25 protein-coding genes are annotated in these 26,126 nt (G+C 71.7%); 22 read left to right on the forward strand and 3 right to left on the reverse strand.

All coding sequences use genetic code 11. The features are described from left to right. The first annotated feature begins 9 nt into the window (after positions 1-9). From pgsA to KZJ41_RS13755, 21 genes are all read left to right on the forward strand, one after another. Positions 10-663: a phosphatidylinositol phosphate synthase gene (gene pgsA / locus KZJ41_RS13655; RefSeq protein ID WP_006943830.1), complete on the forward strand. Its 654-nt coding sequence runs from the start codon at positions 10-12 to the stop codon at positions 661-663. Beyond that, positions 660-1,565, forward strand: coding sequence for a phosphatidylinositol mannoside acyltransferase (locus KZJ41_RS13660; RefSeq protein WP_006943828.1), 906 nt, complete (start codon positions 660-662; stop codon positions 1,563-1,565). Before pgsA ends, KZJ41_RS13660 begins: the two co-directional genes overlap by 4 nt. After that, positions 1,562-2,689: a glycosyltransferase family 4 protein gene (locus KZJ41_RS13665; protein WP_006943827.1), complete on the forward strand. Its 1,128-nt coding sequence runs from the start codon at positions 1,562-1,564 to the stop codon at positions 2,687-2,689. The genes KZJ41_RS13660 and KZJ41_RS13665 overlap by 4 nt, the downstream gene beginning before the upstream one ends. A 40-nt stretch (positions 2,690-2,729) precedes the next feature. After that, positions 2,730-3,749 (forward strand): NUDIX domain-containing protein, encoded by a 1,020-nt coding sequence (locus KZJ41_RS13670; RefSeq protein ID WP_006943826.1) that lies wholly within the window; start codon positions 2,730-2,732, stop codon positions 3,747-3,749. A 247-nt stretch (positions 3,750-3,996) separates the two neighbouring features. After that, positions 3,997-4,899, forward strand: a complete 903-nt coding sequence (gene pdxS / locus KZJ41_RS13675; RefSeq protein WP_006943825.1) for a pyridoxal 5'-phosphate synthase lyase subunit PdxS — start codon at positions 3,997-3,999, stop codon at positions 4,897-4,899. 116 nt (positions 4,900-5,015) lie between these two features. Beyond that, complete coding sequence (locus KZJ41_RS13680) at positions 5,016-5,831, forward strand: acyl-CoA thioesterase II (RefSeq protein ID WP_006941032.1); 816 nt, start codon at positions 5,016-5,018, stop codon at positions 5,829-5,831. Positions 5,832-5,943: 112 nt separating this feature from the next. Further along, positions 5,944-6,564 carry a pyridoxal 5'-phosphate synthase glutaminase subunit PdxT gene (gene pdxT / locus KZJ41_RS13685; RefSeq protein WP_006941031.1) on the forward strand — a complete coding sequence of 207 codons (621 nt, stop codon included), beginning with the start codon at positions 5,944-5,946 and terminating at the stop codon, positions 6,562-6,564. Between the two features lie 64 nt (positions 6,565-6,628). Then, a complete protein-coding gene (locus KZJ41_RS13690; protein ID WP_006941030.1) occupies positions 6,629-7,381 on the forward strand; it encodes a YebC/PmpR family DNA-binding transcriptional regulator in 753 nt (250 codons plus the stop codon). A 101-nt stretch (positions 7,382-7,482) separates the two neighbouring features. Beyond that, positions 7,483-8,061 (forward strand): crossover junction endodeoxyribonuclease RuvC, encoded by a 579-nt coding sequence (gene ruvC, locus KZJ41_RS13695; RefSeq protein ID WP_006941029.1) that lies wholly within the window; start codon positions 7,483-7,485, stop codon positions 8,059-8,061. Then, complete coding sequence (gene ruvA, locus KZJ41_RS13700; protein ID WP_251550895.1) at positions 8,058-8,651, forward strand: Holliday junction branch migration protein RuvA; 594 nt, start codon at positions 8,058-8,060, stop codon at positions 8,649-8,651. The genes ruvC and ruvA overlap by 4 nt, the downstream gene beginning before the upstream one ends. Before the next feature lie 41 nt (positions 8,652-8,692). Next, positions 8,693-9,742, forward strand: a complete 1,050-nt coding sequence (ruvB, locus tag KZJ41_RS13705) for a Holliday junction branch migration DNA helicase RuvB (RefSeq protein WP_373566474.1) — start codon at positions 8,693-8,695, stop codon at positions 9,740-9,742. A gap of 117 nt (positions 9,743-9,859) precedes the next feature. Continuing rightward, positions 9,860-10,201: a preprotein translocase subunit YajC gene (yajC, locus tag KZJ41_RS13710; protein WP_029543473.1), complete on the forward strand. Its 342-nt coding sequence runs from the start codon at positions 9,860-9,862 to the stop codon at positions 10,199-10,201. Between the two features lie 126 nt (positions 10,202-10,327). Continuing rightward, on the forward strand, positions 10,328-12,082 hold the full coding sequence (secD, locus tag KZJ41_RS13715; protein ID WP_251550898.1) for a protein translocase subunit SecD: 1,755 nt from the start codon (positions 10,328-10,330) through the stop codon (positions 12,080-12,082). A 2-nt stretch (positions 12,083-12,084) separates the two neighbouring features. Beyond that, a complete protein-coding gene (gene secF / locus KZJ41_RS13720) occupies positions 12,085-13,287 on the forward strand; it encodes a protein translocase subunit SecF (RefSeq protein WP_251550901.1) in 1,203 nt (400 codons plus the stop codon). Between the two features lies 1 nt (position 13,288). Next, positions 13,289-15,043 carry an ABC transporter substrate-binding protein gene (locus KZJ41_RS13725; protein WP_251550903.1) on the forward strand — a complete coding sequence of 585 codons (1,755 nt, stop codon included), beginning with the start codon at positions 13,289-13,291 and terminating at the stop codon, positions 15,041-15,043. Further along, positions 15,040-15,597, forward strand: a complete 558-nt coding sequence (locus KZJ41_RS13730; RefSeq protein ID WP_251550905.1) for an adenine phosphoribosyltransferase — start codon at positions 15,040-15,042, stop codon at positions 15,595-15,597. Before KZJ41_RS13725 ends, KZJ41_RS13730 begins: the two co-directional genes overlap by 4 nt. Before the next feature lie 91 nt (positions 15,598-15,688). Further along, positions 15,689-17,995, forward strand: coding sequence for a bifunctional (p)ppGpp synthetase/guanosine-3',5'-bis(diphosphate) 3'-pyrophosphohydrolase (locus KZJ41_RS13735; RefSeq protein ID WP_006941018.1), 2,307 nt, complete (start codon positions 15,689-15,691; stop codon positions 17,993-17,995). 147 nt (positions 17,996-18,142) lie between these two features. Then, positions 18,143-18,298, forward strand: coding sequence for a putative ATP-grasp target RiPP (locus KZJ41_RS13740; protein ID WP_006941017.1), 156 nt, complete (start codon positions 18,143-18,145; stop codon positions 18,296-18,298). A 95-nt stretch (positions 18,299-18,393) separates the two neighbouring features. Next, positions 18,394-19,419: an MvdC/MvdD family ATP grasp protein gene (locus KZJ41_RS13745; protein WP_231772869.1), complete on the forward strand. Its 1,026-nt coding sequence runs from the start codon at positions 18,394-18,396 to the stop codon at positions 19,417-19,419. Beyond that, a complete protein-coding gene (locus KZJ41_RS13750; protein WP_251550907.1) occupies positions 19,416-20,495 on the forward strand; it encodes a TIGR04500 family putative peptide maturation system protein in 1,080 nt (359 codons plus the stop codon). Before KZJ41_RS13745 ends, KZJ41_RS13750 begins: the two co-directional genes overlap by 4 nt. Then, positions 20,492-22,636, forward strand: coding sequence for a peptidase domain-containing ABC transporter (locus KZJ41_RS13755; RefSeq protein WP_251550909.1), 2,145 nt, complete (start codon positions 20,492-20,494; stop codon positions 22,634-22,636). The genes KZJ41_RS13750 and KZJ41_RS13755 overlap by 4 nt, the downstream gene beginning before the upstream one ends. Positions 22,637-22,664: 28 nt before the next feature. Here KZJ41_RS13755 and KZJ41_RS13760 read toward each other — a convergent pair whose 3' ends face one another. The 3 genes from KZJ41_RS13760 to KZJ41_RS13770 all read right to left on the reverse strand — a co-directional run bounded on the left by KZJ41_RS13760 (position 22,665) and on the right by KZJ41_RS13770 (position 25,241). Further along, positions 22,665-23,459, reverse strand: coding sequence for a peptidylprolyl isomerase (locus tag KZJ41_RS13760; RefSeq protein WP_006941010.1), 795 nt, complete (start codon positions 23,457-23,459; stop codon positions 22,665-22,667). 112 nt (positions 23,460-23,571) lie between these two features. Further along, complete coding sequence (locus KZJ41_RS13765; RefSeq protein WP_065922606.1) at positions 23,572-24,366, reverse strand: peptidylprolyl isomerase; 795 nt, start codon at positions 24,364-24,366, stop codon at positions 23,572-23,574. Continuing rightward, complete coding sequence (locus tag KZJ41_RS13770; protein WP_043798139.1) at positions 24,366-25,241, reverse strand: peptidylprolyl isomerase; 876 nt, start codon at positions 25,239-25,241, stop codon at positions 24,366-24,368. Before KZJ41_RS13770 ends, KZJ41_RS13765 begins: the two co-directional genes overlap by 1 nt. A 167-nt stretch (positions 25,242-25,408) precedes the next feature. On the opposite strand from KZJ41_RS13770, the gene KZJ41_RS13775 reads away from it, so the two are divergent. Then, on the forward strand, positions 25,409-26,092 hold the full coding sequence (locus KZJ41_RS13775; RefSeq protein ID WP_029543491.1) for an MBL fold metallo-hydrolase: 684 nt from the start codon (positions 25,409-25,411) through the stop codon (positions 26,090-26,092). Positions 26,093-26,126: the final 34 nt, after the last annotated feature.

A 26,126-nucleotide genomic window follows, 5' to 3' on the forward strand; every position in this document is an offset into this window, starting at 1 on the left:
GGTCGGTGGATGCTGAGCTTTTTCGGGCGTGCGTCGGTGTCGAAGGTCACCGCCCCGCTCGGCAGGGCCTTGATCCGCACCGGCCTCACGCCGGACGCGGTGACACTCATCGGCACCGTTGCCACGATCGCCGCCGCCGTGACGCTGTTCCCGATGGGGCAGCTGTTCTGGGGTGCGATCGTGATCTGGCTGTTCGTGATGTTCGACATGCTCGACGGGGCGATGGCCCGCGCCCGCGGCGGCGGCACCCGCTTCGGCGCCGTCCTCGACGCCACCTGTGACCGCCTCGCCGACGGCGCGATCTTCGCCGGGCTGGCCTGGTGGGCCGTCTACGGGGAACAGAGCCGACCGTTGCTGATCGCAACTCTGATCTGCCTGGTCACCTCCCAGGTCATCTCGTACGCCAAGGCCCGCGCCGAAGCGAGTGGCCTGTCCGCCGACGGCGGCCTGATCGAGCGGCCCGACCGGCTCGTCATCGTGCTGGTCGGCGCCGGCGTCACCGGACTCGGCGTGTGGTGGGCGATCCACGCCGCCATGTGGCTGCTCGCCGCCGGCTCGGTGATCACCGTGTTCCAGCGGGTGCTCGCCGTGCGCCGCTCCCCGGATGCCCGCGAGCTGCTGCCCCTGCCGTCGTCGACCCCGGCCGACGGAGAAGCCCGATGAGCGCGACCGAACGTGCCTCCGACCTCGGCTACGCCGCCGGGTGGCGGCTCGTGCGGGCGCTGCCCGAGTCCACCGCCTGCCGCCTGTTCGACCTCGGCGCCGACGTCGCCGCCCGGCGCCACGGTGGCCCGCAGCAGTTGCGCCGCAACCTCGCCCGGGTCCTGGGCGTGCCCGCCGCGCAGGTCCCGGACGAGCTGATCCGGCAGTCCGTGCGGTCCTACGCCCGCTACTGGCGGGAAGCGTTCCGGCTGCCCTCGATGGACCTGACCGTGACGGCCGCCGCCCTCGATCACGCCGTCGAGGGCCGCGAGCACATCGAGCAAGCACTGGCGGCCGGGCGCGGTGTGATCCTCGCGCTGCCGCACAGCGGGAACTGGGACATGGCCGGCGTGTGGTGCACGCAGACCTACGGTGGCCTGTCGACGGTGGCCGAACGCCTGCGCCCCGAATCGCTCTACCAGCGGTTCGTCGCGTACCGCGAGAGCCTCGGCTTCGAGATCTTCCCGCTCAGCGGGGGTGAGTCGCCGCCGTTCGACCGGCTCGCGACACGGCTGCGCGAGAACCGGATCGTCTGCCTGCTCGGCGAGCGCGACCTGGCCCGCAAGGGCGTGCCGGTGACGTTCTTCGGGGAGCCCACCCGCATGCCCGCCGGCCCGGCGAAGCTCGCCGCCGAGACCGGCGCGCCGCTGCTGCCGGTGCACTGCTGGTTCACCGACGGCGGCTGGGGTTTCCGGGTCCACCCCGAACTCGACGTCACCGGCGGGATCGGGCCGGCGACACAGGCTCTCGCCGACTGCTTCGCCGCCGACATCGCCGAACACCCCGCGGACTGGCACATGCTGCAACCGCTCTGGTTCGACGACCTCTCCGAGGCCCGCCTGGCCCGGATGGAGGCGCGGTGAAGATCGGGATGGTGTGCCCGTACTCGTTCGACGTACCGGGCGGGGTGCAGGCGCACGTCGTGGACCTGGCCCACGTGCTCATCGAACGCGGCCACAAGGTCAGCGTCCTCGCCCCGGCGTCCGACAGCACGGAGCTGCCGGACTTCGTCGTCTCCGCCGGGCGCGCCGTCGCCATCCCCTACAACGGGTCCGTGGCGCGCCTGAGCTTCGGCCCCGTCTCCTATGCGCGGGTCCGGCGGTGGATCAACGACAACGACTTCGACGTCCTGCACATCCACGAGCCGAACGCGCCGAGCCTGTCGATGCTCGCGCTGAAGATCGCCGAGGGCCCCATCGTCGCGACGTTCCACACGTCGACGACCAAATCGCTGGTGCTGAGCACCTTCCAGGGTGTGCTGCAGCCGTATCTCGAGAAGATCAGCGGCCGCATCGCCGTGTCCGAACTCGCCCGGCGCTGGCAGGTGACGTCGCTCGGCTCGGACGCCGTGGAGATCCCGAACGGTGTCGACGTGTCCTCGTTCGCTCACGCCCCGACGCTGCCCGGCTATCCCCGCGCCGGCCGCACCGTGCTGTTCCTCGGCCGGTACGACGAGCCGCGCAAGGGCATGGCGGTGCTGCTCGGCGCGTTGCCGCTGCTCGTCGAGCACTACCCGGACCTCGAGATCCTCGTGGTCGGCCGCGGGGACGAGGACCGGTTGCGCAAGGAGGCCGGCCGGTACGCCCGGCACCTGCGGCTGCTCGGCCAGGTGTCCGACGCGGAGAAGGCCTCGGCGATGCGCAGCGCCGACGTGTACTGCGCCCCCAACCTCGGTGGGGAGAGTTTCGGGATCGTGCTGGTGGAGGCGATGGCCGCCGGTACCCCTGTGGTGGCCGGCGAACTCGACGCGTTCCGCCGGGTACTGCGCGACGGGCGCGCCGGCGTGCTCGTCCCGCTGGGCGACTCGGAGGCGCTCGCCGCCGCGATCCGCGGCCTGCTCGACGACGGTGCCCGCCGTCGCGCCCTGGTGGCGGCGGCGAACGAGATCGTCGGCTCCTACGACTGGCCGGTGGTGGCCGAGCAGATCCTGCGCGTATACGAAACCGTCACCGTCGGCGCCGGGCCGGTTCGGGAGGTCCGGTCGTGAGGTGCGGGCCGGCGACGGCACCGCGTGAGGGGAGTGGGACGTGACGCTGTCCGCGGTCACCGTTCTCGTCCTGGCGCTGATCTCCGCGATCATCGTCGCGCTCGGGTTGTGGGCCTACGGCACGGCCAACCGGCTGGACCGGCTCCACGTGCGTTCGGACCTCTCCTGGCAGGCGCTCGACGCCGCCCTGGCCCGTCGCGCCGTGGTGGCGCGCGGCATCGCGGCCTCCACCCCGGTCGCCGAGGGCCGTCGGCTGGCCGCGCTGGCCGACCGCGCCGAACGGGCGGACCGTGCCGAACGGGAATCGGCGGAGAACGCGCTGTCGGCCGCGTTGGCCGCGGTGGACACCGAGCGGCTGCGCCCGCAGTTGGTGGCCGAACTCGCCGATGCCGAGGCGCGGGTGCTGATCGCACGGCGGTTCCACAACGACGCCGTCCGCGACACGCTGACGCTGCGCAGCCGCCGGCCGGTGCGCTGGCTGCATCTCGGCGGCACGGCGCCGTTGCCGAACTACTTCGAGATCGCCGAGCGCACGAACCCGGCCGCGGCGACGGGCCTGTCGCTCGACGAGACGCGCACCTCGGCGCGGGTGGTGCTGTTCGACCACGAGGGACGGGTGCTGCTACTGCGGGGCCACGACCCGACCACGCCGGACGTGCACTTCTGGTTCACCGTCGGCGGTGCGGTCGAGGTGGGGGAGACGCTGCGCGCGGCCGCCGTCCGCGAGGTGGGGGAGGAGACCGGGTTGCCGGTCGCGCCCGAGCAGCTGTGCGGGCCCATGTGGCGGCGGGTGGCGGTGTTCCCCTTCAACGGCGAGCTCATCCGCTCGGAGGAACTGTTCTTCGCGCTGCAGACGCCCGCCTTCGAGCCGGGCGACGGCGGATTCACCGACCTCGAGCGCCGCATGAGCCTCGAGCACCGCTGGTTCGCCGAGGGCGAGATCCGGGACCTGCAGCGCCACGGCGAGGCCGTGTATCCGCAGGATCTCGCAGACCTGCTGGGGGAGGCGCGCGACGTCGCCGTGCGTCGTGTGGAGCCGGAGGTCCGCGCCATCCGGTGAGCGCCGGCACTCGAGGCAGGCGGAGTCGATTGCCTGCGAGGCAGGCGGAGTCGATTGCCTACGAGGCAGGCGGAGTCGATTGCCTGCGAGGCAGGCGGAGTCCGATTGCCTGCGAGGCAGGCCAGGGCCTCGCGACTGGCTATGGGACGGTCCCCGCGGTGCCCCTAGAATCGGGAGCGGCGCCGCGACGTGCCCGATTCCGTCCGCCGCGTCAGTTTCTGCAGGCCATACCCCAGGAGTTCTTGCTGTGAGCAGCCCCGAGTCCGTTCCCACCACCGGCACCGCCCGCGTCAAGCGCGGTATGGCCGAGATGCTCAAGGGCGGCGTGATCATGGACGTGGTCACCCCCGAGCAGGCGAAGATCGCCGAGGACGCGGGTGCCGTCGCCGTCATGGCGCTCGAGCGCGTCCCCGCCGACATCCGCGCCCAGGGTGGCGTGTCCCGCATGTCCGACCCGGACATGATCGAAGGCATCATCGAGGCCGTGTCCATCCCCGTGATGGCCAAGGCCCGCATCGGTCACTTCGTCGAGGCACAGATCCTGCAGGCCCTCGGCGTGGACTACGTCGACGAGTCGGAGGTGCTCACCCCCGCCGACTACGAGAACCACATCGACAAGTTCGCCTTCACCGTGCCGTTCGTGTGCGGCGCCACCAACCTCGGTGAGGCGCTGCGCCGCATCAACGAGGGCGCGGCGATGATCCGCTCCAAGGGCGAGGCCGGCACCGGCGACGTCTCCAACGCCACCACCCACATGCGGAAGATCCGCCAGGAGATCCGGCGGCTGACCTCCCTGCCCGAGGACGAGCTCTACGTCGCGGCCAAGGAACTGCAGGCGCCGTACGACCTGGTGGTCGAGGTCGCGAAGGCCGGCAAGCTGCCGGTGACGCTGTTCACGGCCGGCGGCATCGCCACCCCGGCCGATGCGGCGATGATGATGCAGCTCGGCGCCGAGGGTGTGTTCGTCGGCTCGGGCATCTTCAAGTCCGGCAACCCCGCCGAGCGTGCCGCCGCGATCGTCAAGGCCACCACCTTCTACGACGACCCGGACGTGCTCGCAAAGGTCTCGCGTGGCCTGGGCGAGGCCATGGTCGGCATCAACGTCGACGACATCCCGGTTCCGCACCGCCTCGCCGAGCGGGGCTGGTGACCCCACCGCCGCCGGCATCCCCGCGTGCGACGGGAGCCTCCGACCGTGTCGGAGGCTCCCGTCGCTTCTCGCCGGGCCCTGCGGATAGCCTGTCGCAGGACCGGGAAGGAGCCCGCATGGCGAAGATCGAGGAGATCCTGGCGCTCGAACACCTCGAGAAGAACATCTTCCGGGGCGTGGCGACGGAGACGTCGCTGCAGCGCACCTTCGGGGGGCAGGTCGCCGGACAGGCGCTGGTATCCGCGGTGCGCACCGTCGATCCCGCGTACTCGGTGCATTCGCTGCACGGGTACTTCGTCCGCCCCGGCAACCCCGAGAAGCCGATCGTGTATCTCGTCGACCCGATCCGCGACGGCCGGTCGTTCGGCACCCGGCGGGTGACCGCCGTGCAGGACGGGCAGGCGATCTTCACCATGTCCGCGTCGTTCCACGTCCAGGACGACGGCATCGAGCACCAGGACGAGATGCCCCAGGTGCCGGATCCCGACGACCTCGCCGACCTCGCGGACTCGGACGACCCCGGAAACCTGTGGGCCAGGCGCGAGTGGCCGGAATGGGACCTGCGACGGGTGCCGGAGGATCGCCTCTTCCGGCGCGCCGGCATCGTGTCACAGCAGCAGGTGTGGTTCCGGGTCCGTGACCCGCTCCCGGACGACAACGTGCTGCACGTGTGCACCCTGGCGTACATGAGCGACATGACGCTGCTCGGCTCCGCGAGCGTCGCCCATCCCGACGAGCAGACGCAGGGCGCCTCCCTCGACCACGCCATGTGGTTCCTGCGCTCGTTCCGCGCCGACGACTGGCTGCTGTACGACCAGACGTCCCCGTCGGCAGGTTTCGGGCGGGCCCTGACGCAGGGCCGCATCTTCGACCGGAACGGGCGGATGGTCGCCGCGGTGGTGCAAGAGGGACTGGCCCGCTACCTGCGCTGATGCGCCGGCATCCGGCTCGCGGTCCGTGAGCGGGGACACCCCGCCGCGGCTGCTAGCGTTGATATCCAGGCTTCGGACGGGTGTCGTCCCGTCCCCGACAGAACAGGCGACAGTGGGAAGTTCTCCGACCATCGGCGTGCTCGCGCTCCAGGGCGATGTACGCGAGCACCTGACCGCACTCGAGGCGGCCGGCGCCCGCGCGATCGGGGTGCGCCGGACCGCCGAACTCGACGCCGTCGACGGCCTGGTGATTCCCGGCGGGGAGTCCACCACGATGAGCCGGCTGCTGCAGGTGTTCGACCTGCTCGAGCCGCTGCGCGCCCGGTTGAAGGCCGGCCTGCCCGCCTACGGGTCCTGCGCGGGCATGATCCTGCTCGCCTCGCAGGTGCTCGACACCCGCCCCGACGCCGAGCACCTCGACGCCCTCGACATCACCGTCCGGCGCAACGCGTTCGGCCGGCAGGTCGACTCGTTCGAGGCCGACCTCGACGTCGCGGGCATCGAGGGGGATCCGGTGCGCGCGGTGTTCATCCGAGCGCCCTGGGTGGAGGAGGTCGGTCCCGGCGTGCAGGTCCTGGCCACCGTCCCCGAGGGACCGGCCGCCGGACGGGTGGTCGCGGTGCGGCAGGGAGCGGTGCTGGCGACGTCGTTCCACCCCGAGGTCACCGGTGACCTGCGGGTGCATCGGCTGTTCGTCGACACCGTCCGTTCGGGGCAGGTCGGCGCGGAGTAGAATCGACCCTCCGAACCAGTCGGACCCGGTCCGACCTCACCTCGCCGGAAGGGGCTCCAATCGAATGAGCGGCCACTCCAAATGGGCCACCACCAAGCACAAGAAGGCGGCCATCGACGCCAAGCGCGGCAAGATGTTCGCGAAGCTGATCAAGAACATCGAGGTGGCGGCCCGGACCGGCGGTGGTGACCCGGCGGGCAACCCGACGCTGTACGACGCCATCCAGAAGGCGAAGAAGAACTCGGTCCCCAACGACAACATCGAGCGGGCCCGCAAGCGCGGCGGCGGCGAGGAAGCCGGCGGCGCGGACTGGCAGACCATCACCTACGAGGGCTACGGCCCCAGCGGTGTCGCCATCCTCATCGAGTGCCTCACCGACAATCGCAACCGCGCGGCGGGCGAGGTCCGCACCGCGATGACCCGCAACGGCGGCAACATGGCCGACCCCGGCTCGGTGTCCTACCTGTTCACCCGCAAGGGCGTCGTCGTGCTCGAGAAGAACGGCCGCACCGAGGACGAGATCCTCGAGGTCGTGCTCGAGGCCGGCGCCGAGGAGATCAACGACCTCGGCGACAGCTTCGAGATCGTTTCCGAGGCCGGCGATCTCATCGCTGTGCGCACCGCGCTCGTCGAGGCCGGCATCGACTACGAATCTGCCGACCCGGACTTCCGGGCCTCGGTCGAGGTCCCCGTCGACGCGGACAGCGCCCGCAAGGTGTTCAAGCTCGTCGACGCCCTCGAGGATTCCGATGACGTGCAGAACGTCTACACCAACGTCGACGTCTCCGACGAGGTCCTCGCCGAACTCGACGCCTGAGACGGACGGCTCGCGGCCGGGGCTGCGTGTCGATACGGCGACGCGCCGCCCCGGCCGCTATGCTCTCGAACAGTTGTTCGTAGCGGTCGAGAGGTGAACGGGTGCGCGTGATGGGTGTGGACCCGGGACTGACGCGATGCGGCTTCGGCATCGTGGACACCGGCCGCGGACGCGAGGTCGCCGCCGTGGCGGTGGACGTGATCCGCACACCCCCCGACCTGGAACTGCCGTCGCGGCTGCTGCGCATCTCCGCGGCCGCCGAGGACTGGCTCGACCGATTCCGGCCCGATGTCGTCGCCGTCGAGCGGGTGTTCTCCCAGCACAACGTCCGCACCGCGATGGGCACCGCCCAGGCCGGGGGAGTGGTGGCGCTCTCCGCTGCCCGACGCGGCATCCCGGTGGCGTTCCACACCCCCAGCCAGGTGAAGTCCGCCGTGACCGGGAACGGCTCGGCCGACAAGAAGCAGGTCACGGCCATGGTCACCAAGATCCTGGGCCTCGCCACCGCGCCGAAGCCCGCGGACGCCGCGGACGCCCTCGCCCTCGCGATCTGCCACTGCTGGCGTGCGCCCATGCTCGCACGCATGGCCGCCGCCGAGGCCGCCGCGGCCGAACAGAAACGACGATACGAAGCGCGGCTGCGGGAACAGGCCGCCGCGCGGAAGGCAGGTGCACGGTGATCGCCTCGGTGCGCGGGGAAGTGCTCGAGATCGCACTCGACCACGTCGTCATCGAATCCGCGGGGGTCGGTTACCGGATCCACGCCACGCCCGCCACCCTGGCCACGCTCCGCCGTGGCGAGGACACCCGCCTGGTGACGGCGATGATCGTGCGCGAGGATTCGATGACGCTGTACGGGTTCCCCGACCCCGACGCCCGGGACCTGTTCGGGTTGCTGCAGACGGTTTCCGGTGTCGGACCCCGCCTCGCCATGGCCACCCTGGCCGTGCTGGATCCGGATTCGTTGCGTGCGGCCCTCGCCGACGGCAACACCGCCGCCCTGACCCGGGTCCCGGGCATCGGCAAGCGTGGCGCCGAACGCATGGTCGTCGAACTGCGGGACAAGGTCGCCGCGTTCGCCGGAACCTCCGCCCCGGCCGCGGTGGTCGGCTCGCCCATGCGCGACCAGGTGGTCGAGGCTCTCGTCGGACTCGGCTTCCCCGTCAAACAGGCGGAGCAGTCCACCGACACGATCCTCGCGGGTGACCCGCACTCCGACACCTCCACCGCGCTGCGTTCGGCGCTGGCCTTGCTGGGCAAGAGCCGATGATCGAGGACTTCCCCCCTGCGGGTGCCCCCGACGAGGCGCCGATGACCGCCGAGTACACCCCCGCCGACGGCGACGTCGAGGCGAGCCTGCGGCCGAAGAACCTCGACGACTTCATCGGCCAGCCTCGGGTGCGGGAACAGCTGCAGCTGGTGCTGCGCGGGGCGAAGCTGCGCGGCGGCACCCCGGATCACATCCTGCTGTCGGGCCCGCCGGGCCTGGGCAAGACGTCGATGGCCATGATCATCGCCGCCGAACTCGGGTCGTCGCTGCGGCTGACGTCGGGCCCCGCACTCGAGCGGGCCGGCGACCTGGCCGCGATGCTGTCCAACCTCGTCGAAGGCGACGTGCTGTTCATCGACGAGATCCACCGCATCGCGCGTCCCGCCGAGGAGATGCTGTACCTGGCGATGGAGGACTTCCGGGTCGACGTCGTCGTCGGCAAGGGCCCGGGCGCGACGTCGATTCCGCTCGAGGTCGCCCCGTTCACCCTCGTCGGCGCCACCACCCGTTCCGGCGCGCTGACCGGACCCTTGCGCGACCGGTTCGGTTTCACCGCGCACATGGACTTCTACGACCCGGCGGAACTGCAGCAGATCCTGCTGCGCTCGGCCCGGATCCTCGGCATCGACCTGGGCGAGGAGGCGAGCATCGAGATCGCCGGCCGTTCCCGCGGCACCCCGCGCATCGCCAACCGGCTGCTGCGCCGGGTCCGCGACTACGCCGAGGTCCGCGCCGACGGCATCATCACCCGCGAGATCGCGCAGGCCGCCCTGGCGGTCTACGACGTCGACGCGCTCGGCCTGGACCGGCTCGACCGTGCCGTGCTCGGCGCGCTGGTCCGCAGCTTCGGGGGCGGGCCGGTGGGCGTGTCCACGCTCGCGGTGGCCGTCGGTGAGGAACCCGGCACCGTCGAGGAGGTCTGCGAACCGTTCCTGGTACGGGCGGGGATGATCGCGCGCACTCCGCGCGGGCGGGTCGCGACCCAGGCCGCGTGGCTGCAGCTCGGACTGACACCGCCGCCGGAGGCTGCTACCGGCGGCATCGAGGTGCGGGCCCGCGAACCGCAACCCGGCCTGTTCGACGACGAATGACCGGTCGGCCACCGGCGCCGGTACAGGAGCCGCGCCGGTAATGGCACACTGGTCTACTGCGCCGGTCCACGACCGCCGGCGCCCGATACCGGACGACCTCGAGGACTGACTTCAACGATGGAACTGCTCTTCCCGCTGCTGATCCTTGCCCTGCTGGTGCCGACGTTCCTCGGCATCCGGCGCCAGAAGAAGGAGATGCAGAAGACCGCGGAACTGCAGGACGCGCTGCGGGTCGGTGACCGGGTGATGACCACGGCGGGGCTGCACGCCACCATCGTCGCGCTCACCGACACCACCGTCGATCTCGAGATCGCTCCCGGCGTGGTGACCACCTGGGCCCGGGTCGTGGTCCGCGAGCGGGTCACCGAACTCGGCTCGGCGGCGGACGAGACCGGTGGCCTCTCGCTGGACAAGGGCGACGACACCGAGCCGCCCGCCGGCCGGCCGACCGAGCACTGAACGGTCGGACACCGACCGGTCGACACCCCGGCCGATGTGCGGGCCGCGCCGGGGGCCGCGCCCCGACGGGTGCGGTGGCCCCGTGACCAGCGCATCACTCACTCGCATCGAGGAGACTGACAGACCGTGGCACCTTCCAACGGATCGGTGCATCCAGTTCGCTCCCTCGCCCTGTTCGGGGCGATCCTGGTGGCGCTGTATGCCCTGATCTTCTTCACCGGGGACAAGTCGGCGACGCCGAAACTCGGCATCGACCTGCAGGGCGGCACCCGGGTGACCCTCACCGCCCGCACCCCGGACGGCAGCGCGCCCAGCCAGGACAGTCTCCGGCAGGCCCAGCAGATCATCGAGACCCGCGTGAACGGCCTCGGCGTGTCCGGCTCCGAGGTGGTGATCGACGGTGACAACCTGGTGATCACGGTTCCCGGCGACGACAGCTCGCAGGCCCGCACCCTCGGCCAGACCGCACGGCTGTACATCCGGCCCGTGATCGGTCAGCCCATCGCCAGCGCTAACGCCGCGCAGCCGGCGCCCGCGCCCACGGACCCGCAGGCTCCCGCCCCCGCGACGCCGGCGCCCGACGCCGCCACGCCCGCTCCCGAACCGCAGGGCCGGCCCTTCCCGGCGCAGGATCCCACCGGCGCCCCGGCGCCCGCCACCGACGCCCCGGCGCCCGCCACCGACGCCCCGGCGCCCGCCACCGACGCCCCGGCGCCCGCCACCGACACCCCGGCGCCCGCTCCCGCTCCCACGGAGGACCTCGACCCGCAGGCCCGGGCCGCCGCGGACATCGCCGCCGCCAAGGAGACCCGGCAGAGCGAGGACCCGGCCGTCCTGCAGCAGGCCATGGCCACCCTGGACTGCTCGGCCGCCGACCCGCTCGCCGGCAACGACGATCCGGCAAAGCCGCTCGTCGCGTGCTCCACCGACGGCACCGCCGTCTATCTGCTCGGCCCGAGCATCATCGACGGCCAGCAGATCACCGACGCCTCCTCCGGCTACAACACCCAGCAGTCCCGCTACGAGGTCAGCCTCACGTTCGACTCCGAGGGCAGCAGCACCTGGGCGCAGTTCACCGCCGCCAGCATCGGCCAGCAGGCCGCGTTCGTCCTCGACTCCAAGGTGGTCAGCGCGCCCGTGATCCAGGGCGCCACCCCCGCCGGCAGCGCGACCTCGATCACCGGCAACTTCACCAACACCCAGGCCACCGAGCTCGCCAACACCCTCAAGTACGGCTCGCTGCCCCTGTCGTTCGCCGCATCGGAGGCCGAGACGGTGTCCGCGACCCTCGGCCTGGCATCGCTCGAGGCCGGGCTGATCGCCGGCATCGTCGGCCTGGTCCTCGTGCTGCTCTACAGCCTCGTCTACTACCGCATGCTCGGCGTGCTCGTCGCGCTGTCGCTGGTGATGTCCGGGCTCGCCGTGTACGCGGTGATGGTGCTGCTCGGCCGGTACATCAACTTCACCCTCGACCTCGCCGGCATCGCCGGCCTGATCATCGGCATCGGCATGACCGCCGACTCGTTCGTGGTGTTCTTCGAACGCATCAAGGACGAGATCCGTGAGGGTCGGAGCTTCCGCTCCGCCGTGCCCCGCGGCTGGGCCCGGGCCCGCCGGACCATCCTGTCCGGCAACGCCGTGAGCTTCATCGCCGCCGCGGTGCTCTACGTCCTCGCGGTCGGTCAGGTCCGCGGCTTCGCCTTCACCCTCGGCCTGACCACCATCCTCGACGTCGTGGTGGTGTTCCTGGTGACGTGGCCGCTGGTGCACCTGGCGTCGACGTCGAAGTTCTGGTCCAAGCCGAGCGTGAACGGTCTCGGCGCCATTCAGCAGGTCGCCCGTGAGCGCCAGCTCGCGGCTGCCTCGGCGAAGGAGGCGTGACGATGACCGACACCACCACGACCGCACCCCGGCACAGCGTCCTCTCCCGCCTCTACACCGGCACCGGCGCGTTCGAGATCGTCGGCCGCCGCAAGTTCTACTACCTGCTCACCGGCGGCATCGTGCTGGTGGCGCTGCTGAGCATGCTGATCCGCGGCTTCACGTGGGGCATCGACTTCGAGGGTGGCACCCGTATCCAGCTCCCGGCCGCCGAGGGCGTCACCACCGAGCAGGTGGAGACGGTGTACTCCGACACCCTCGGCACCGAGCCCGTATCGGTGCAGACCGTCGGGTCCGGCGCGGGCGCCTCCATTCAGATCCGTTCGGAGGCCCTCGACCTCGAGCAGGTCCGGACCCTGCAGAACGCGCTGTACGACGAGTTCCAGCCGACCGGGCCCGACGGCGTGCCGTCGCGCGACGCGATCAGCGTCGCCGACGTCAGCGAGACGTGGGGCGGACAGATCACCCAGAAGGCCCTCATCGCGCTCGCGGTGTTCCTGGTGCTCGTCAGCATCTACATCGCGGTGCGCTACGAGCGGGACATGGCGCTCGCGGCGCTGGCCGCCCTGTTCTTCGACATGATCGTCACCGCGGGGGTGTATTCGCTCGTCGGATTCGAGGTCACCCCGGCCACCGTCATCGGCCTGCTCACCATCCTCGGCTTCTCGCTGTACGACTCCGTGGTGGTGTTCGACAAGGTCGAGGAGAACACGCGCGGCATCCTGCACCTGCATCGTCGGACCTACGCCGAGCAGGCCAACCTCGCCGTCAACCAGACCCTCATGCGGTCGATCAACACCACGGTCATCTCGGTGCTGCCGGTGCTCGCGCTGATGGTCATCGCGGTGTGGCTGCTCGGCGTCGGCACCCTCAAGGACCTCGCCCTCGTCCAGCTCGTCGGCATCGTGGTCGGCGCCTATTCGTCGATCTTCTTCGCGACTCCGCTGCTGGTGACTCTCAAGGAATGGCGCGGGCCGGTGGCTGCACACACCCGCAAGGTGCTCGCCAAGCGCGGCGCCGCCGAATCGCGGACCGTGCCCCCCGCCGGGGAGGCCGTCGGCGCGCACGTCGGCGCGACACCCGTGTCCGTGACCAAGCGCATCGGAGCGACCACGACGGCGGGCGCCGGCGCCGCGCCGGTGGCCGAGCGCACCCCCAGACCGGGCGTCCGGCCCACCGGAAAGCGCGCCAAGAGAAGGCACTGACATGTCGGCACCCGAGCACACACGTCGAGCCCGGCGCCGCCGGTCCGTCCGCGCGGCGATCGCGGGCGCGGCCGCCGCGGCGGCGCTCGCCGCGACCACCGTCGCCTGTGGCACGACGGAGGAGTCCCTGCCCTCCATCGGGTATGCCGTCGACAACACGGTGACCACCTACAACGCCAACACCGTGGACGGCGCCGCCTCGGGAGCCCGGCAGGCCCTGGCCCGCGTGCTGCCCGGCTTCGGCTACGTCGATCCGGCCGGTCAGGTGATCTCCGACACCGACATCGGGGCGGCCACCGTCGTCTCGCAGGACCCGCTGACCGTCCAGTACCGGCTGTCCCCGGACTCCGTGTACTCGGACGGGGTGCCGATGTCGTGCGACGACCTGGTGCTCGCCTGGGCCGCCGCCAGCGGCCGATTCACCGCGCCCGACGCCTCGGGTGCTCCGGCGAACCTGTTCTCCGCCGCCCGGCGCTCCGGCTACGTCGACATCGAACGGATCGACTGTCAGACCGGGTCCAAGGACGCCACCGTCGTCTTCCGCGCCGGCCGAGCCTACGCCGACTGGCGAGCCCTGTTCGGCGCCACCGAGCTGATGCCCGCGCACGTCGCTGCCCGGGTCTCGGGGGTGCCCGACGTGGTCGCCGCCATCGGCGGTGGCGACGTCGAGGCGCTGCGCCGGCTCGCCGACTTCTGGAACACCGGGTGGAACCTGACCCCCGGCCGGCTGGACCTGTCGCTGCTGCCGGCATCCGGCCCCTACCGGATCGAGTCGTTCACCGCCGAGGACGGGCTCGTCCTCGTCGCGAACGAACGCTGGTGGGGCAACAAGCCCGGCACCGACCGGATCGTGGTGTGGCCGCGCGGCACCGACGCCTCCGCGGCGGCCGCCGACGGCCGCGTCCACGTCGCCGACACCGGCACCGGGGCACTCGACCTGTCCCTCGGGGACGACGTGGAGACGACGGCCGCGGCGTCGCGCAACGTCGAGCAGCTCGTGCTGGGCACCGGCGGGGGCAGCCTCGGCGCCGCCGCCGCGCGCCGGGCGTTCGCGCTGTGCGTGCCCCGCTCGCAGTTGTTCGACGAGTTCGGCCGGGTCGGGGACGTGCCCGCCACCGGACTCGGTTCCGGGACGACGTCGTCGCGGCTGCTGCCCGCCGACTCGCCGCTGTACCCGGGCGTGTCCGGGCCCGCAGCCCGCTACGACCGGGCGGACACGACCGCGGCGCAGGCCGAGCTCGCCGCTGCGGGGACGGACCGCATCACCGTGCGGATCGGGTACCTCGGCCCGGACCCGCGCCGCGCCCGTACCGTCGAGCTGATCGCCCAGTCCTGTCGCGAGGCGGGCATCGAGGTGGTCGACGCCGCCTCGGACACGTTCACGCCGTCGCAGCTCACGGCGGGACAGGTCGATGCCGTCCTGGCCGGGACCGCCGTCGCGGCAGGGGCGGGAGGCACGGCCGACATGCAGGACGCGCGCGGCGCCCTCAACTCCGCGGCCGGCAGCAACGTCGGGCGCTTCGCCGACGCCCGGGTCGACCAGATCCTCGACGCCCTCGCCGTCACCACCGATGACGCCACCATCTCCGGCCTGGTGGGTGAGGCCGAGACGATCCTGTGGACCGCGATGCCGACCCTGCCGCTGTACGCGCAGCCCCGGGAGACGACCTTTGCCGGCGGCCTGCGTGCCGCCGTCGCCAACCCCAGCGCTGCCGGTGCGGGCTGGAACATGGACAGGTGGATCATCAACAGATGAACAGCAATCCCGCCGGAGCGCACGCTCTGATCGAACGTGCCGCCACGGCGGTCACCGCCCGTACCCGCTGGGTCGACGACTTCCCGGCGCCCGGTGTCGCCTTCGCCGACCTGACCCCGGTCTTCGCCGACGGCGAGGCCTTCGGGGCGGTCATCGCCGCGCTGGCCGCCACCGCGCCGGACGCGGAACTGGTGGCCGGCGTCGACGCCCGCGGCTTCCTGCTCGGCGGCGGCATCGCCCACGCTCTGGGTGTCGGCGTCCTCGCGGTGCGCAAGGCCGGCAAGCTGCCTCCGCCGGTGGACACCCGCGAGTACTCCCTCGAGTACGGCACCGCGGCGATCGAGATTCCGCAGGATTCGGTTCGGTTGCGCGGGCGGCGGGTACTCGTCGTCGACGACGTGCTCGCCACCGGCGGCACCCTCTCGGCGACGGCGGAGCTTCTCGACGCGGCCGGTGCCCTGGTCGTCGCGGTGGCGGTGGTGACCGAGATCGAGGCCCTCGGTGGGCGGGCGCGGCTGGAAAAGTACCCGGTGACGTCATTGGTTCGGCTCTGAGAGCTAGAGTTGGCGCAGGTGCCGGTGGTTCCGGACGACGAGGAATGTGCGGCGGCGCGTCCGGTGTGCATCGGCGACGGGAGGTGTGGGCATGACCCAGAATCTTGATCGGTCCCAGAATTCCGGTCCGACCCCGACCTCGGCGTCCACGTCGGCCTCCCGCCGGGTGCGGGCGCGGCTGGCGCGCCGCATCACCGGTCAGCGCGGCACCACTCTCAAGCCGGTGCTCGAGCCGCTGGTCACGATCCACCGCGAGCTGTACCCGAAGGCCGACCTGTCGGAGCTGCAGCGCGCCTACGACGTGGCGGAGGAGCGGCACGCGTCGCAGAAGCGCAAGTCCGGCGACCCGTACATCACCCATCCCCTCGCGGTCGCGACGATCCTCGCCGAGCTCGGCATGGACACCACGACGCTGATCGCGGCGCTGCTGCACGACACCGTCGAGGACACCGGTTACAGTCTCGAGCAGCTCACCGCCGAGTTCGGCGAGGAGGTCGCCCACCTCGTCGACGGCGTCACCAAGCTGGACAAGGTGGTGCTCGGCACCGCCGCCGAGGGCGAGACCATCCGCAAGATGATCATCGCGATGGCGCGCGACCCCCGGGTCCTGGTGATCAAGGTCGCCGATCGGCTGCACAACATGCGCACCATGCGCTTCCTGCCGCCGGAGAAGCAGGCCCGCAAGGCGCGCGAGACCCTCGAGGTGATCGCGCCGCTCGCGCACCGTCTCGGCATGGCGACGGTCAAGTGGGAGCTCGAGGACCTGTCCTTCGCGATCCTGCACCCGAAGAAGTACGAGGAGATCGTGCGGCTCGTCGCCACCCGGGCGCCGTCGCGCGACACCTACCTGGCCAAGGTCCGCGCCGAGATCAACGCGACGCTCGCAGCGTCGCGGATCGATGCCACCGTCGAGGGCCGGCCGAAGCACTACTGGTCGATCTACCAGAAGATGATCGTCAAGGGCCGCGACTTCGACGACATCCACGACCTGGTCGGCGTGCGGATCCTGTGCAACGAGATCCGCGACTGCTACGCCGCCGTGGGCGTCGTGCACTCGCTGTGGCAGCCGATGGCGGGCCGGTTCAAGGACTACATCGCCCAGCCGCGGTTCGGCGTGTACCAGTCGCTGCACACCACCGTGATCGGCCCCGAGGGCAAGCCGCTCGAGGTGCAGATCCGCACCCGCGAGATGCACCGCACCGCCGAGTTCGGCATCGCCGCGCACTGGCGGTACAAGGAGACCAAGGGCAAACACTCGGGCGACGTCGCCGAGCTCGACGACATGGCGTGGATGCGGCAGTTGCTCGACTGGCAGCGCGAGGCCGCCGACCCCGGCGAGTTCCTCGAGTCGCTGCGTTACGACCTCGCCGTGAAGGAGATCTTCGTCTTCACCCCCAAGGGCGACGTGATCACGCTGCCGTCCGGGTCGACGCCGGTGGACTTCGCGTACGCCGTGCACACCGAGGTGGGGCACCGCTGCATCGGCGCGCGGGTCAACGGCCGGCTCGTCGCGCTCGAACGCAAGCTCGAGAACGGCGAGGTCGTCGAGGTCTTCACGTCCAAGGACCCCAATGCCGGGCCGAGCCGCGACTGGCAGTCGTTCGTGGTCTCGCCGCGCGCGAAGGCCAAGATCCGGCAGTGGTTCGCGAAGGAACGCCGCGAGGAGGCGCTCGAGGCCGGCAAGGACGCCATCGGCAAGGAGGTCAAGCGGGTCGGGCTGCCGCTGCAGCGCCTGATGAACGCGGACCTGATGCAGGCCGTGGCCAAGGAACTGCGGTACGCCGACGTGTCGGCGCTCTACACCGCGGTCGGTGAGCACCACGTCTCGGCGCACCACGTCGTGCAGCGCCTCGTCGCGCTGCTCGGCGGGGTCGGTGGCGTCGAGGAGGAGCTCGCGGAGCGGTCCACCCCGTCGTCCATTCCGACCCGGTCCCGGCAGAGCGGTGACTCCGGCATCCTCGTGCCCGGCGCGCCGGGCACGGTGTCGAAGCTGGCCAAGTGCTGTACGCCGGTGCCCGGCGACGAGATCATGGGCTTCGTGACCCGCACCGGCTCGGTGAGCGTGCACCGCACCGACTGCACCAACGCCGGATCCCTGCAGCAGCAGTCCGAGCGGATCATCGAGGTCAAGTGGGCGCCGTCCCCGTCGTCGGTGTTCCTCGTGGCCATCCAGATCGAGGCGCTCGACCGGCACCGGCTGCTCTCGGACGTCACCAAGGCACTCGCCGACGAGAAGGTGAACATCCTCTCGGCGTCGGTGACCACGACCGGCGACCGGGTCGCGGTGAGCCGCTTCACGTTCGAGATGGGCGATCCCAAGCACCTCGGGCACGTGCTCAACGTCGTCCGCAACGTCGAGGGCGTCTACGACGTGTACCGGGTGACCTCCGCGGCATAGAAGGTCCGCGGCGTAGCAGGATCGGCGACCCCACCTCGCCCATCCGCACGTCGCGGTCCGCCAGCCGACGCTAAGCGCATGCTAAGCGCGCTGCGCGATCGTTCTCCTCGCCGGACGGTCCGGCACATCCTGACAGAGGAGAACGCATTGCGTAACACCGTCATCACCGCCATTTCCGCCGAGGGTGCGGAACTCGACGAGGCGCGCCTCGCGACCGTGTCCGGCGGTCGCGCGTGCGAGGATCGGTCGAGCAAGACGATCGACATGTCGACCGGCGCGGTCGGTACCGATCAGGACTTCTGACGGACCGAGGACGCCGGGTGGGGAGGCGGCTCGCCTCGCCCACCCGGCGCTCGTCCGTCGACCGATCCGATCCGATCCGCCCCGAGGAACAGCTCATGAGCGCGCATCCCGCCCGCATCCTGGTGCTCACCCAGCCGGGTGACCCGCACGCAGACCACGTCGTCGACCTGTTGCGCCGGCGCGACGCCCGGGTCGTCGTGTTCGACCCCGCCGATTTTCCTGTCCACGCGTCGATCTCCGTCGGCTACACCGCCGGCGGTGCGGTCCGCCGCACCCTCGACCACCGCGGTGGGCGGATCGACCTGTCCGCCGTCGACACGGTCTGGTTCCGCCGCCCACGCAACCCGCGGGCGCACCCGGAGGTCACCGCCCCGGCGGTCCGCGAGTACGTCGAAAGGGAATGCGAGGCAATGACCTCCGCGCTCTGGGACGATCTGGACTGTCTCGCGGTGCCGGGAACGCGGGCCGCGATCCGGCAGGCGGCCCGCAAGACCGCCCAGCTCACCCTGGCCGGCCGTCTCGGGTTCGAGCTTCCGCCCACGATCGTGACCACCTCCCCGGACGAGTTCCTCGATTTCTGGGACCGGCACGAGGGGCAGGTGATCAGCAAACCGCTCGACCGGCCGTTCCTGATCGACGGTGACGACGGCTACTTCCGCATGTGCGAGCCTGTCACGACGACGGACCTGGGGTACGCGGAGGCGATGCGCCTGTGCCCGATGATCGTGCAGGGCTATGTGCCCAAACAGATCGAGGTGCGGGTGACGGTGGTCGGGCAGCGGGTCCTCGGCGCCGCCATCCACAGCCAGGACAGCAACCACACGCGGCTCGACTGGCGCAGCTACGACCCTTCCACGACCCGCTACAGCCGGCACGAGTTGCCGGCCGCGCTCGCCGCGTTGTGCCGCAGTCTGGTGGCTGAGCTCGAATTGCAGTACGGGACAATCGATCTCATACTCACTCCGGACGGCCGCTACGTGTTCCTCGAGATCAACCCGTCGGGACAGTGGTTGTGGATCGAGGACGCGACGGGTCTGCCCATCTCCGACGCACTGTGCGAGCTGCTGCTCGACGGTGCCCACCGCTCCCGGCGCCCCGCCGTCCAGGAGGTGCCCGCATGATCGCCCCGGCCGGCGCGGAGCTCGACGACGCTGCTCTCGGGCAGGCGCTGACTCTGCTCGCGCGCCTCAACACCGACCCGGTAGCGGCCGGGTCCGCGGAGGAACTGCTGGCGGCCCTGCGGGCGGAGCACCCCGGACTGCGCCTTCGCCTGCTCCGGCACCGGGAAGCCTACGGGGACACCGTGCAGTTCGGCCTGCTCGTCTCCGGGCCCCGCGGTGGCACCGTCACGCTGTCCTGGGCGCCGCTGTCGGAGGTGCCGTGGATGTTGCGCGGCGCGCAACGCAGCGCCGAATCGATGCTGCTACGCGTCAACGGCGAGGCGCTCGACATCCAGCACGCGATGGCGTATCTGGACGTGATGTGGGAGCAGACGGCCCTGCTCGACCGACTCGTCGACGTGTGTCTCGTCCAGCAGGAACTCGCCGAGAGCCCGGTGACGCTGACCGACGGTGAGCTGCAGGACGCCATGGACGCCTTCCGTCGCGCGCGCGGCCTGCTGACCCCGGCGGCGACCGCTGCATGGATGGCACGGCGGCACCTCGACCACGCGGCGCTCGAGGAGATGGTGGCACGCGAGGCCGCCGTTGCCGCGCTGCGCACGCGGGTGACGGTCGACCGCGTCGACTCGTGGTGCGCGGCGCACCGATCGACGTACGACCGGCTCCGGATCGCCCGCGTGCGCTTCGCCGACCGCGCCGCCGCCGAGCGGTTCGTCGCCGCGTTCGCCGAGCGGCGACGCACCTGCGACACAACGGCCGACGCGTTCGGCGCGGCGCTGACGGCTGTCGCCCCGTCCCGTCCGCTGGGGGCCGAGCTGATGGAGCGGACCGTGGCCGACCTCGACCTCGGCCTCGGCTCCGGCCTGGCCGATGCGGTCGCGCCCGGTACGCTGCTGCCGCCGCGGGCGGTCGGAACGGAATGGGAAGTGGTACAGGTGCTCTCGCGCGCCGCCGCGTCCGATTCGGACCTGCTGGAGCAGGCCTCGAGGCGGTTGTTCGACGAGTGGCTCGCCGACCGGCGCCGCACCGCCCGGATCGAATGGTTCTGGGGCGAGGCGGAGAAGACGCCGCGGTGACGCGCCGCATCCGGCCGCTCGCTCAGACCGGGATGTCCGATTGCGGCGCGGCGTGCCTGGCGATGATCTTCGCCTACTTCGGCGTCCCACGCGGCGTCGCGGACCTCGTCGACGAGCTGGGGGTTTCCCGCGACGGACTCACCGCCCTGGCGCTCGTGCGATGTGCCCGCGGCCACGGGCTCGACGTCCGCGCCTTCGGCCGCTCCGCCGACGCCGTCGCCGGGGGCGGTGCACCGCTGCCCGCCGTCGTGCACTGGGACGGCAACCATTTCGTGGTGGTCGAACGGTGCACGGAGCGGCACGTGCACATCGTCGATCCGGCGCGGGGGCGCCGGCGCCTGACCCGGGCACAGTTCCGCGACGGGTACTCGGGCGTGAGCATCGAGTTCGGCCCCGGCGACCCGTCGGTCTATCCGCCGCCGGCCCCGCCCGCCTCCCGGCGACGAACGATGCCGGCCCGGTTCCTGCACGGCCACCGCGCACTGCTCGCGTCGGTCGTGGTGGCCTCGATCGCGTTGCAGGCGATCGGGATGACGCTTCCGGTGGTCTCGGCGATTCTGGTGGACCGGGTCCTGCCGAGCGCCGACCGCCCGCTGCTGTACGCCGTGGTCGGTGCGACGGTCGTCGCGTGCCTTGCGCACGGTGCGGTCGGGGTGGTGCGCAGCCGGATGCTGGAGGCGCTGCGCCGGCGCGCCGACGGTGAGCTCACCGGCGCCGCCGTCGCGCACCTGCTGGCATTGCCGTATGCATACTTCGCTCGCCGGGGAACCAGTGACGTGGTGCAGCGGGTCTCGAGCGTCGGGGCGATTCGGGAGCTGCTCACCGGACCCGTCGTGGCGGCGGTGCTCGACGGGCCGTTGGCGCTGACGTACCTCGCTCTGCTGCTGTGGTGGGCGCCGATGCTCGGCGTCACGCTGATGGTGCTCGCGACGGTGCAGATCGTCCTGATCGTGGGCACCGGCCGCCGGGTCGGTCAGCTCGGTCAGGAGGAGTTGCGCGCGCACGCCCTCGCCGAGGGACGCCTGCTCGAGACCGTGAACGGCATCGAGACGGTGAAGGCCTCCGGTTCCGAGGCGGCTGCGGCCGCGCAGTGGCACGCTCTGTTCACCACCGCCCTGGACGCGGCGTCGCGCAGCGGCCGCCTCGAGGGTGTGGTCGAATCGCTGGTGGCCGGTCTCAGGGTCGCGGCGCCCGCGGTCCTGATGATCGTCGGCGTCGTCGGCGTGCTGGACGGACGGCAGACGCTCGGTGCCATGATCGCCGCGAACGGGATCGCGCTCGCCGCGCTCGCCCCGCTCGGCTCGGTGGTGTCGGTGCTGCAGCGGCTGCAGTTCGCGGCGGCCCACCTGGCCCGGCTGCGGGACATCGTCGACAGCGACGTCGAACAGCACGGCCGGAGCGTGCGGCCCGCCCCGGCACTCAGCGGCGCGATCTCGCTGCGCGGTGTCGGATTCCGGTACGACCCGCGCTCGCCGTGGGTGGTGCGCGACATCGACTGCGACATCCCCGCCGGGTCGACGGTGGCGCTGGTGGGACCGTCCGGCTCCGGCAAGAGCACCCTCGCCCGCCTGCTGCTCGGACTCTACGAGCCGACGGAGGGACGGGTGCTGTTCGACGGACACGACGCCGCGGACCTGGAATCCCGTTCGCTGCGCGCGCAGTTCGGGGTGGTGACGCAGAACAGCGCCCTGTTCACCGGGACCGTCGCGCAGAACATCGCCGCGGGACGGGCGGCGGCTTCCCTCCCCCGCATCGTCGAGGCCGCGAAACTGGCGCACATCCACGACGCGATCGTCGCCATGCCGATGGGGTACGAGACGATGCTGCGGGACGGGTCGGGCCTGTCCGGTGGGCAGTGCCAACGGATCGCGCTTGCGCGGGCGGTGCTCGGCGCGCCCCGGGTGCTGTTGCTCGACGAGGCGACCAGCGCCCTCGACGCCGCGACCGAAGCGTCGGTCGTGGCGTCGCTGGGAGGGCTGCGCCAGACCCGGATCGTCATCGCGCACCGGCTCAGCACCGTCCGCACCGCAGATGTGATTATCGTGCTCGACGACGGCAGGATCGTCGAAAGGGGCGGCCATCACGAACTGCTGAGCCGGGACGGGCGGTACGCGGAACTCGTCGCCCTGCAGACGCGGTAGGTGGCCGGCCGCACTCACTCGGCCGCACTCACCCGACCGCGACGATCCGCATCGGGATCAGGGGGCGCCCACCGCCCAGGGGACTCGATCCGTCGTCGCCCGCCGCGGCGACCTCCTCGAGCGCCCGCAGGCCGGGTTCTCCGACGGTGCCGAACACCGAATACTGCGGCTGCAGCAGGGAATCGCCGAACACGAGCAGGAACTGACTGCCGTTGCTGTCCCGGTGCCCGGCGTTGGCCATCGCGACGGTGCCGCGCGGATACACGACGGGGGACGGCAGGTAGCCGTTCTCCCCGCGGACGACCGTGACGGGGTACTCGTCGGCGAACGTGTAGCCGGGCCCTCCCGTCCCGGATCCGGTGGGGTCGCCGCACCGGAACATCTGCATCCCCGGTTCGTCGGTCACGTGATGGCACTCGGTCCCGTCGAAGAAGCCCTGCCGGGCGAGGCCGACGAAACTCTGCACCGCACACGGCGCTGCGGCGCGCTCGAGGACCAGCGGGACCGGACCCGCGGAGGTCGTCAGCGTCAGCTCCACCGTCCCGGTCGCGGGCACGGACGTCGACGCGGGCACGGTCGCCGTCCTCGCGGCCGGCCCGGCGGCACGGAACGCGCAGGCGACGGTGGCGGCCGCCGGTTCCGGCCGCGGCGGCATCGCAACATAGGCGGACGGGTCGAAGCCGGGGGAGGTGGCGGCCGCGGTGGTCGTCGCCCGCAGCGCGGCAGGGGCGGGCCCGGTGTCGGAAGCGGCACACGCCGCAGCCGCGAGTGCTGCGCCGAGCGTCGCGGCCAGGCGCGCAGCAATGGAGGTACCTGAGGTCACAGACACGGCACAGTAGACGATCCCGTCACAATCCGACAGACCCCTGCCGGCGGCGGGGACGCGAACGCCCCGCCCACCGGCGGGTGGGCGGGGCGTTGGGAGACGCGCCGGATCAGTCCGTGCGGACGGCGGTCAGCGTCGTCGGCGCCGCCGGTGGTCCGTCGGGTCCGCCGCCGTCCACCCCGGCCGCGGCGATCTCGTCGAGGGTCGCCAGGCCGGTCTCGTCGATGGTGCCGAACACGGTGTACTGCGGCGGCAGGATCGAATCGCCGTAGACCAGGAAGAACTGGCTGCCGTCCGTGCCGGGACCGGCATTGGCCATCGCGAGCGTGCCCCGTGGGTAGATCATCGGATTCTGCGCCTGCGGATCTCCGGCCGCGTACTGGTCGGTGGGGAACTCGTTGGCGAACTCGTAGCCCGGTCCGCCGGTACCCGTGGCGGTGGGGTCGCCGCACTGCAGCACCGACAGCGTCGGGTCGGTCGTCAACCGGTGGCAGTCGGTGTCATCGAAATACCCCTGGGAGGCCAGCGACAGGAAGCTGCCGACGGTGCACGGGGACAGCTCGCCCCGCAGGGCCAGCCCGATGTCGCCCTGGGTGGTCGCCACGGTGACGTCGGTGTCGGTGGTGGGGACGGCCTCGGCGCGCGGCGGCTGCACCGGCTTCGCGGCCGGTCGCCCGTCGGACGGGTACGCGCAGCTCACCGTATCGGGCAGCGGCTCGGCCCGCTGGGCGGGCAGGGCCGGGAAGTCGGACAGCGACGGTGCGGACGTCGGTGCCGAGGCCGCGGTGCTCGACGTGGACGTCGCGGACCCGTCGTCCGGGTCGCCGGAGCAGGCGGTGAGCAGCAGCGCCACACCGACCACGGCCACGGCGGCCCGGGCAGCGCCGGATCGGGTACGGGTCATCAGTCCATCCTCACACTGGTCAGGGAGATCGGCTGGGCCGGCGCGCCGTCCTGGCCGCCGCCCTCGACCCCGGCGGCGGCGACCGTGTCGAGGGTCGCCAGGCCGGTCTCGTCGATGGTGCCGAACACGGTGTACTGCGGCGGCAGGATCGAGTCGCCGTACACGAGGAAGAACTGGCTGCCGTTGGTGCCGGCGCCGGCGTTGGCCATCGCGACGGTGCCGCGCGGGTACGTCAGCGGCTGCGTGGCCGCCGGATCCTCGGGCGCGTACTGGTCGGTGGGGAACTCGTTGGCGAACTGGTAGCCGGGGCCGCCGGCGCCGGTGCCGGTCGGGTCGCCGCACTGCAGCACGGCGAGCGAGTCGGACGTGGTCAGGCGGTGGCAGGCGGTGTCGTCGAAGTACCCCTGCGACGCCAGGGACAGGAAGTTGTTGACCGTGCACGGGGAGGTGTCGTTGTGCAGGACCAGGCCGATGTTGCCCTGGGTGGTCTCCACACTGACGCTTATGTCGGTATTGCCCTCGCCGGTGGTGAGGATGCCGTCAGTGCGCGGCGGCTGCACCGGCCTGGCCGGTTCGCCGCCGGGCGGGTACGCACAGTTCACCGATTCGGGCAGCGGTTCCGACCGGCCCGCGGGCAGCGCCGCGAACTCGGTCTGCGCCGGGTCGGTCGTCTCCGACGCCGCGGTGGAGGCGGCGTCGTCGCCGCCGCGGCCGAGCACCCAGATGCCGACGCCCGCCGCGACGACCGCGGCCACACCGAGCGCCGACAGACCGATGGTCAGCTGGCGGCGCTTGCGCGCCCGCTGTGCCCGCCGTTCGAGTTGCCGCTCGAGTTTGCGTTTGGCGGCCTGGCGCCGCTGTGCGTTGCTCGGCACTGCAGTAGTCCTCCCGTAACCGATCGTCGTTGCCGGTCCCAGCGTCGCCGCTGGAACCCGGCTCGAGCCGGATCGAGTCTGCCACCCCAACCTGAGAACCGGGCGACGGGGAGCCCGGCCTAGGCTGTAGGGGCCACGCGAAGGCCCACACCGTAGGAGCGATGCCCGTGCTCGTCACCGGATTCCCCGCCGGGATGTTCCAGACCAACTGCTACATCCTCGCGCAGGACGACGCGAAGGAATGCGTCGTCGTCGACCCCGGGCAGGATGCCGCCGAGCCCCTCGCCGACTTTCTCACCCGGTCCGGACTGACGCCGCGCGCGGTGCTGCTCACCCACGGGCACCTCGACCACATCTGGTCGGCGCAGGCCGTCGCCGACCGCTACGACATCCCGGCCTATATCCATCCGGACGACCGCTACATGCTGACCGATCCCGGGCGCGGCATCGGCCCGACGTTGAAGCCGTTCCTCGAGGGCGCCGAATTCGCCGAGCCGCGGACCGTGATCGAACTGGCCGACGGGGACGAGATCGAGCACGCCGGCATCCGGTTCGCCGTCGATCACACCCCGGGGCACACCCAGGGCTCGGTGGTGCTGCGCACCCACGCGACGACCCCCGACGGCGGCGACGTCGAGATCGCCCTCACCGGCGACACCCTGTTCCAGGGGTCGATCGGCCGCACCGACCTGCCGGGTGGCAACCACGAACAGCTGCTCGCGTCGATCGCGGCGAAACTGCTCGTGCGCGACGACGCCACCGCGATCCTGCCCGGCCACGGCCCGTCCAGCACCATCGGCCAGGAGCGGGTGTCGAACCCGTTCCTGGTGGGGCTGGCCGGCTCCCGCTGACCCCGGCCCCGGGCCGGCCCGGCCTCCGATCCAC

Origin of the sequence: Rhodococcus sp. 11-3, assembly GCF_023704055.1 — a bacterium.
GTDB classification, from domain to species: Bacteria; Actinomycetota; Actinomycetes; order Mycobacteriales; family Mycobacteriaceae; genus Rhodococcus; species Rhodococcus aetherivorans.